9 protein-coding genes and 1 pseudogene are annotated in these 7623 nt (G+C 68.2%); 2 read left to right on the forward strand and 8 right to left on the reverse strand.

From position 1 onward, the window contains the following. Nucleotides 1-193, forward strand: a pseudogene (locus tag ACFWPJ_RS18960) (prenyltransferase); the annotation flags it as partial. 7 nt (nt 194-200) lie between these two features. Here ACFWPJ_RS18960 and ACFWPJ_RS18965 read toward each other — a convergent pair. Then, on the reverse strand, nt 201-857 hold the full coding sequence (locus tag ACFWPJ_RS18965; RefSeq protein ID WP_378853045.1) for a class I SAM-dependent methyltransferase: 657 nt from the start codon (nt 855-857) through the stop codon (nt 201-203). Nucleotides 858-944: 87 nt separating this feature from the next. Between ACFWPJ_RS18965 and ACFWPJ_RS18970 the strand changes: the two genes are divergently transcribed. Beyond that, complete coding sequence (locus ACFWPJ_RS18970) at nt 945-1091, forward strand: DUF1059 domain-containing protein (protein ID WP_378853047.1); 147 nt, start codon at nt 945-947, stop codon at nt 1089-1091. 5 nt (nt 1092-1096) lie between these two features. On the opposite strand, the gene ACFWPJ_RS18975 is transcribed toward ACFWPJ_RS18970, so the two are convergent. From ACFWPJ_RS18975 to ACFWPJ_RS19005, 7 genes are all read right to left on the reverse strand, one after another. Then, the gene (locus ACFWPJ_RS18975; protein WP_378853049.1) at nt 1097-1675 is read right to left on the reverse strand and encodes a hypothetical protein; all 579 of its coding nucleotides are present in this window, start codon (nt 1673-1675) and stop codon (nt 1097-1099) included. 18 nt (nt 1676-1693) lie between these two features. After that, complete coding sequence (locus ACFWPJ_RS18980; RefSeq protein WP_378853051.1) at nt 1694-2650, reverse strand: MlaD family protein; 957 nt, start codon at nt 2648-2650, stop codon at nt 1694-1696. Next, nucleotides 2647-3738 (reverse strand): MlaD family protein, encoded by a 1092-nt coding sequence (locus ACFWPJ_RS18985; protein WP_378853053.1) that lies wholly within the window; start codon nt 3736-3738, stop codon nt 2647-2649. Before ACFWPJ_RS18985 ends, ACFWPJ_RS18980 begins: the two co-directional genes overlap by 4 nt. Continuing rightward, nucleotides 3735-4835 (reverse strand): MlaD family protein, encoded by a 1101-nt coding sequence (locus tag ACFWPJ_RS18990; RefSeq protein ID WP_378853055.1) that lies wholly within the window; start codon nt 4833-4835, stop codon nt 3735-3737. The genes ACFWPJ_RS18985 and ACFWPJ_RS18990 overlap by 4 nt, the downstream gene beginning before the upstream one ends. A 2-nt stretch (nt 4836-4837) precedes the next feature. Further along, entirely contained in the window at nt 4838-5761 is a 924-nt protein-coding gene (locus ACFWPJ_RS18995; protein ID WP_378853057.1) for an MlaD family protein, read from the reverse strand. 77 nt (nt 5762-5838) lie between these two features. After that, the gene (locus tag ACFWPJ_RS19000) at nt 5839-6837 is read right to left on the reverse strand and encodes an MlaD family protein (RefSeq protein ID WP_378853059.1); all 999 of its coding nucleotides are present in this window, start codon (nt 6835-6837) and stop codon (nt 5839-5841) included. After that, the coding region (locus ACFWPJ_RS19005; RefSeq protein WP_378853061.1) for a hypothetical protein at nt 6837-7623 on the reverse strand (787 nt) is incomplete at its 5' end. The genes ACFWPJ_RS19005 and ACFWPJ_RS19000, both read right to left, overlap by 1 nt.

Consider the following 7623-nt stretch of genomic DNA (forward strand, 5'->3'; position numbering starts at 1 on the left):
CAGACTCTTCACCGATGTACAGCACATGCGCGACCCCGACGGTTCCTACTGGACCGGACTGGTCTTCACCGACGGCAAACGCTGGCCGGAGGAGCGCACCACCTGGACCGCGGCGGCCGTCGTGCTGGCGGCCGACGCCCTCAGCCGGACCTCCACCGCCAACGGCATCTTCCGCGACGGCGTCCTCGACTGACCCCGGGTCAGTTGCAGGCGGCGGTGCGCTGCAGGATCCGCAGGGAACCGGTCACGGAGAGTTCGCGGAACTTTCCGCTGTCGAGGGCACGGCGATAGACGTTGAACGGCGCGCGGCCACCGTCGGCCGGATCGGGAAAGACGTCGTGGATCGCCAGCAGCCCACCACCCGCCACCCAGTGCACCCAGTTGTCGTAGTCGCGCTGGGCCGCCTCCTCGGTGTGCCCGCCATCGATGAAAAGCATCTGCAGTGGTGTCTGCCAGATGCGGGCGGCGGCCGAGGAGGAACCGATGATCGCGATGACGGTGTCGGTCAGGCCCGCGCGAATCATGGTGCGACGGAAGGCCGTCACGGTGTCGAAGACGCCGGTCTCCGGGTCGACCAGCGTGGTGTCGTGATACTCCCAGCCCGGCTGATGCTCCTCGGAACCGCGATGATGATCGACGGTGAAGACGGTCGCGCCGGTTTCCCTGGCGGCGGTGCCCAGATAGACCGCCGATTTGCCACAGTAGGTGCCGATTTCCATGATGGTTCCGGTGCCCACGTAGTCGCGGGCCGCCGCATACAGCGCGCGCCCTTCGTCGGGCGGCATGAATCCGGTGACCTGCTCGGCGAGGGCGAACAGCGCACCGGCCTCGGCGGAAATCTCGTCTACAGGTCCCATGCCTCACGCTAACACAGGAACTGGAATACAATCCGGACTACTGTCCAGCAAGGTGCTGGACGCGTCGAACCGCACAGGAGAATACCGATGAAGACCCGCCTCAACTGCCCCTGCGGAACCCTGATCACCGGCGTCGACGAAGACCACCTGGTCACACAGACCCAGGCGCACCTCGCCGAGAATCATCCCGACCACGACTACACCCGCGACGAGATCCTCTTCATCGCCTACTGACCCTGCTATTTCGCCGGCAATGTGTTCTGCAGCCCGCCGACCTCGGTGATCTGCCACCCCGCGTTCCGGTCGATGGTCAGCGAATAGGTGACGGTGGTCGCCGATCCACCGGGCGTCTGCGCGCTCGTGGAGACCACCGTGAAATACGCGTCGACCTTGTAGATTCCGCCGGACTCCGAGGTGACGGTCGCCGACAGCGGAGTCGCCGTCGAGGTCCACTGCAAGGGCAGCAGAATCTGTTCGAGCTGCGGTGCGGTGGCGTCGAACTTCGCGGCCTGTTGCGGGCTGGTGCCGGACCGCAGCCTGCCGAACCACGCGGCGACGTCGCGGTAGTCGATGGTCGACGCGCCGACGCCGTAGTCCGTCGCGATCTGCTCCGCGTGCCGGTTGTCGGCCGCGCGGGCGTCGCGCTCGGCGATCGGCCACCGCGCCGCGAGGTACAGCGACGCGAACGTGACGGCCGCGGCCGCGAGTACCGCGATGGTGACGACCACCAGGACGGTCGAGAGCCGGAACGACACCGTGCGCGGCTGCTGGTCGCCGTTGCCGGTCGTGGTGGTGGCTTCGGCGTTCGCTGTGCTCATGTTCTGTCCTTCGTCGGGCTACTTGACGGCGATGCGGAAATGCACGGTGCCGTCGGCGCCCACACTCTGCAGGGCTTGGTCGATCAGGGTGCTGATGTCGAGGGCGGGTGCCCGCGCCACGGCGTCGGTCACCACCGGTCCCAGGAGCTGTCCCAGTGGGGCGATGCTCGGCCCGATCTCGTTGATCAGGTCCGTCAGGCGGGCGAGGAACGGGACGAGTCCGTCGCCGGTGAAGTAGTCGTCCAGTGGACGGCTTTCGACGAGCGCCGACCCCGATTCGACGATGGCGCTCAGCGTGACGCCGAACTCGCCGAACTTCGGGCCCGCCGCGCCCAAGGACGGTCCGAGCCAATCCATGTCGGCGCCCAGTGCTTGCATATCGGCGAACAGGCGGCGGATGGCTTCGGTGCGGCTGAGCAGGGTGGCGGCGAGCAGGTTCGAGGACCGCTGCAGCGTCTGCATCGCCGTCTCGGTGCCGGCGAGCGCGCGATCGAAGGTGTCCACCAGGTTCGCGATCGCCTCGGGCCGGATCTGGTCGAGCAGGACGACCAGCTTGGCGGACAGGGTCGTGATCGTCATCGGCAGCTGAATCCGGTTCGTCGGCACGACCTGTCCGTCTTCCAGATAGGGTCCCGCACCGGATTGCGGCGCGAAGGCGATGTAGGGCTCGCCCAGCGCCGACAACTGTTCGATCCGGACACCGCTGGACATCGGGATGCGATGCCTGCTGTCGATCCGCAGGAGCACCAGCACACCGGCCGATCGGGTGCGCACCGACTCGACCCGGCCCACCCGGACACCGGCGAGCAGCACCGGGGAGTTCGGGCCGAGACCGCCCGAGTTGTCCAGGTGCATGTCGGCCGTGATGAAGCTCTGTCGCGGATCGAAGCCGAGCACACCGACCGACATGTATCCGACGCCGAGAACCAGGACCGCCGCGATCGCGGAGAGTGATACCGCCGCACGGAGATTCATCGCACCGCCCCGATCATCCGCAGGGTGTCGACGATGCGGGCGGTGCGTTCCTCGGGTGTGATCGCGGTCCGGCCAGGTGTGGGGGCGATGCCGATGTTCACCAGGTCCACCTTCGGACCCCGCGCCCCGAAGGGCACGAGCTCGGTGTTGATCAGGTCGATGAGTGTCTTCATGTTCGACGGCGATCCGGTGTCGAACACGCTGCTGCCGAACAGCATCGGCACCACGGCACGGGTGGTGTCGTCGAGCGAGGACAGCAGCGGACCGAGCCATTGCGCGCTGGGCGCGACCGGACCGAGGGCCGTCAGGACGAAGATGACGCCGATCTGCGCGTTCACGGCGTCGGTGGTGTGGTCGACACCGTAGGGCGTGAGGAGTTCGTCGAGCATCGGCAGGTTCTGCTGCATCCCCTCCTCGACCGTGGCTTCCATCCCGTCGAGCAAGGCGTCGATCGAGCCCAGACGCGTGCCCAGGTCGGTCAGGTCGGCGCCGAGAATGCCTGCGATGCGCGCGGTGTCACGGGGATCCTCGGGCATGATCCCGTTCGCCGTGCGGATAATGCTCTGGAAGTCGCTGACCGCGCCGCTGCCGATGAAGGTGGACAGCCCGGCCAGGATGTCCTCGATCGGGGGCGCCTGGGTGGTGTCCGACAGCGGGATGGTCGCGCCGGCTTTCAGGGTGCCCCTCGTCGCGTCGGCCGGTTCGCTCAGCGCGATGTGCACGTCACCGAGCGGGGTCTCCTGGCGCAGCACGACGGTCGTGCCCACCGGTAGCTGCACCGACTGCCGGATCTCGACATCGGCCACGACGTAGCCCGGCCGTGCGGCCTGGTCCGGGGTGGCAGCGACGGGGTCGACCAGGGTGAGGCCGGTCAGCCTGCCCACCCGGACGCCCGCCGCGATCACCTTGGCGCCCTGCGGCAGATTCAGCACATCGGCGAACTCGATCCGCAGGTGATAGGTCGGGCCGCCGACACCGGAACCAGGCATCGGCAGGTCGGCGGGCTGGAACCCGCATCCGGTGCCCGCGAACAGCATCGCGAGCACCAGCAAGCCGTGCACGGCGGTGCGCCGGAGTCGTCGTGTCATCGTGCGCTCACCGCCGCCAGCAGTACCGGAAGCGCCGGGATCGTCGTCGTGCCGTCGGCGGAGGCCGCGCATCGCTGGCCGGTGACGGCCTGCACCGCCGCGCAGATCTGGGTCGTGTCCTGCTGGGCGAGTGCGAGTTTCGGTGGTGCGTAACCGATGGTCAGCTGTCCGCTCACCGGGTCGACCGCACCGGCGAATCCGGTGGCGACGGCCGGGGTCATCGCGATCACGTCGGCCAGCGAGGCGACGCCTGCCGCGATCATGCGGGACAGATCGGGGACATTGTCCAGAGCGCGCAGGGCGGGTGAGCCGAACATCATGATCACGTCGTTGAGCTGCGGCAGCAGGTCGGCGAGGGTGGCGACGATCTGGATGATGGGCGGGAACGCGATGGTGACGATGTCGTCGAACGTCTGCGGCAGCCCGGTGACCGTGGTCTGCACCTGCGACCATCCACCGCGCGCTCGGTGGGCGAGTTCGGCGAGCGCGTCGAGGAGCTGGCCGAGGTGCCCGATCGCCGCGTCGGGCGCCGCCAGCGCCCGGCTCAGCGCGACGATCATGTCGTTGATCTGCTCGCCCGACCCCGCGGTGGCGCGGTCCAACGCATCGAGCCCCGCGCCGATAGCGTTGCGCTGCACCGGGTCTCCCGCACCGTTGAGTTGATCGGCCAGTCCGGCGATGGCGTCGAAGGTCTGGGACAGGCTCTTGGGCGTCAGCGTCTTGGTGATGCACTCCCCCGGCGGACGGCCGGGTCCCGCCGGTTCGGCGCCGATGAGTGCGAGCCGCCGATCGGCGATCAAGGTGTCGCTGACCGTCACCGCCCCGACATCGGGTGGCAGCTTGCGGTCGGCCCTGACGGTGAATTCGACTCGGGCCGACGCTCCCGCGATGCGGATGCCGGTGACGCGGCCGACCGGGACGCCCATGACGGTGACCGCGCTGCCCTCGTAGAGCCCGATGCTGTCGGGCATGTCGGCGCAGTAGCCGCGCATCGGCGGGTTCGGCGTGCTCAGCCGCAGACCGAGGGCACCCGCCAGCACGAGCGTGAGCACCACGGCGACCGACATGAATCCCCGCGATCCCAGGATCGACTTCATCGTCAACACCCACCTCCCGGTAGGGGAATGCACACGGCGGGGACCTGGATGGTCGCACCGGACTGGTCGACGGTCACCCCGCCGTCGGCGGGCAGCAGCGGAAGGAACCGCTGTTGCAGCGCGCGAACGGAATCCAGCAGCTCTCCCAGCCTGCCGCCGAGCTGCTCGAGCGCGGGGATCGCGTCGGCCAGCGGCTGTGCGCGCTGCTTCAACGAGGCATCCCAGGCCCGGCCCAGCGGCGTCACGTCCTGCAGGACCACGGCCAGGTCACGCAGGGATTGGGCCACCTGCACCTTGTTGGTCTGGATGATCTGCTCCAAAGTCCCCAGGGTGATGAGCAGCTTCGCCAGCACGTCGGCGTTCGTGTCGAGGGCGGTCAGGTACTCGTCGGCGATGGCGAGGGTGCGTGAGATGTCGGCGTTCTGCTCGTCCAGGATGGTGACCACATCGCCTGCCGCACGCACCGCGGCTCGCACGGCATCCGGACTCTTGTCGATCGAGGTGGACAGTGCGGCCAGGTCTTGACGCAGGATGTTCCCGTCGATCCGGCGCACCGGCGCCACCGCGTCCTGGAATGCCTGAGTGAGGTTGTAGGGCAGGATGACTCGCTCCCGCGGAATCACGGCCGCACCGAGTGGTTTCGTTCCGGCCGGGAGGACGGCGACGTAGTAGCCGCCGACGAAGGTCAGCATTCTGATGTCGAGGGTGGTCTGATCGCCGAGGAACGCGTCGGCGGCGACGGTGAAATCCATTCGGACCCGGTCGGGCAGCAAGGTCAGTGCGGTCACTGTGCCGACGGGGATGCCGGCGATGCGGACATCGTCGCCGGGACGGACCGAGCCCGCCTGGGTCAATTCGGCGGAATATGTGCGCTCGGGCGAAGTTCCGGTGACGTACACCGCGCCGATCGCGATCAGCAGGAGCACGGCCGCGCACAGTCCCGCGATCCCCCAGCGCAAGTCGCCGGCTTGTGAGTCACATCGGGGACCGTTCCTGCGCAACGTTATCGGCGGCACAGCACGACCCCCTGTCCGGCAAGCAGCACCTGCAGTGGTTCCGGCGCCGAGGTGTTGCCGTGCGTGCAGACGAGGTCGGGCCCGGTCTGCGGAACGGCCTGGGCCATCGCCTGGATCAGGCCGGGCAGGCTCTCGAACGCGGCGACCGCGTCGTGCGGGTCGGGGAAGGCCCGCTTCAGGGCGGCATCGAGATCTCTGTCCTGTTCACCGGTGACTCCGAGAACGGTGAGCATGCTCCGCAGTGGTTGCAGCACCACCGGAATCCCGGCGGCGAAGTCGACCAGGCCGGGCAGTTTCTCGGTGATGGTGATGAACAGGTTGGTCAGATTCGTCAGCAGCTTCATCGCGTTGCCCGACTTCCCGCCGAGATGATCGGCGACCTGGGCGAGGTTCGCGGCCAGTGTCGACAGGACGGCCTGCCGGTCCGACGCATAGCGGCTCAACGTGTCGATGGCGCCCAATGCCTGCCCCAAACCCGTACCGTCGCCCTGGATCACGGCGAGAATGCTCGTCGCGAAGCGGTTGAGGTCGTCCGGCGACAGCTGCGCCAGGACCGGCTGGAGTCCCTTGAACAAACGGGTGATGTCGAAGTCCGGCACCGTTTCGGCGGTACCGAAGACCGCTCCAGGGTCCCGGCGACCGCCCGGTTGCGGCGGCTGCCGAATCTCCAGGTACCGGAAACCGGTGAGGTTCTGGTAGCGGATCGCGATGGTCGCGTCGGTGTAGAGCACCCGATCCCGCACCACGGTGAAACGGACGCGGGCGAGCGCACCGTCGAGTTCGACGTCACGAACCTTGCCGACCTGCACACCGTAGAGGCGCACGTCGTCGCCGCGGCGCAGCCCGTTCGCGTCGGTGAACATCGCTGTGTAGGTGTCGGTTTCGCCATCGACGGGACGCTCGATCACCCGGAGTACGCCGACCAGTACGAGGCCCATCAGCGCTGTCGCCACGGCGACCCGGAGCAGCAGCGATCGTGTCGTCATCAGCGACCACCCGTCGCGGGAGGCGGCCCGAGGGTGGCGGCCAGCGGCGCGGCCAGTCCGGGTACCACATCGAGTTCGACCGCGGCGCGCAGCACCGGCCCCTGCGGGGTGTCCTGGAAGGAGGTGCCGAGCCGGGCGAGGAGTTCGGCGAGCTGCTGGGCGGAACGCTCCGGTGTGCTGACCGACCCGGACAGCCGGTCCAGGACGAGGGTCGTCATGGGCAGCAGTCCGCCGAAATGCTCCCTGGATGTGCTGAGCAGCTGGGTCACGGTGGGCAGGAGCTGGTATTGGATGTCGGAGAACATCCGGCCGAATTTCCCGAGGTGCTCGGGTGTACTCAGATACTCGTTGGTGTAGTCGGCGTACAGCAGCGTCAGACCGCCCGTCAGCATCGGTGGGAGGCCGGTGAGTGCCGAACCGAACTGTGCGAACAGGAACGACGGTGGCAGCTGCTGGGTTTCGGCGAACGAGCGGGCGGTCGCGCCGATCGCCTGCAGCAGTGGCGTGAACGCGTCGAGGTCGCGGGAGATCGTGGCGAGCAGTTCGGCGAGCTTCGGCGTGAGCACCTCGTCGGTGAGTTGCCCGGTGGCTGTCAGCAGTGCCGAGAGCGTGGCGTCGCGTACCCGGCCCGCGTCGCGGTCGGTCAGGTCGACGGTCGATCCGTCGATCAGGGCGGCGCCGCCCTCGGTGGAATGCAATTCGACAGCGCGGATGCCGAAGAGGTTGCCCGGCGCGTAGTCGACGGTGACTGTGTCGGTCAGCCCGAACAGCTGAGACCCGTTCCTG

Origin of the sequence: Nocardia sp. NPDC058497, from assembly GCF_042720195.1 — a bacterium.
GTDB lineage: Bacteria > Actinomycetota > Actinomycetes > Mycobacteriales > Mycobacteriaceae > Nocardia.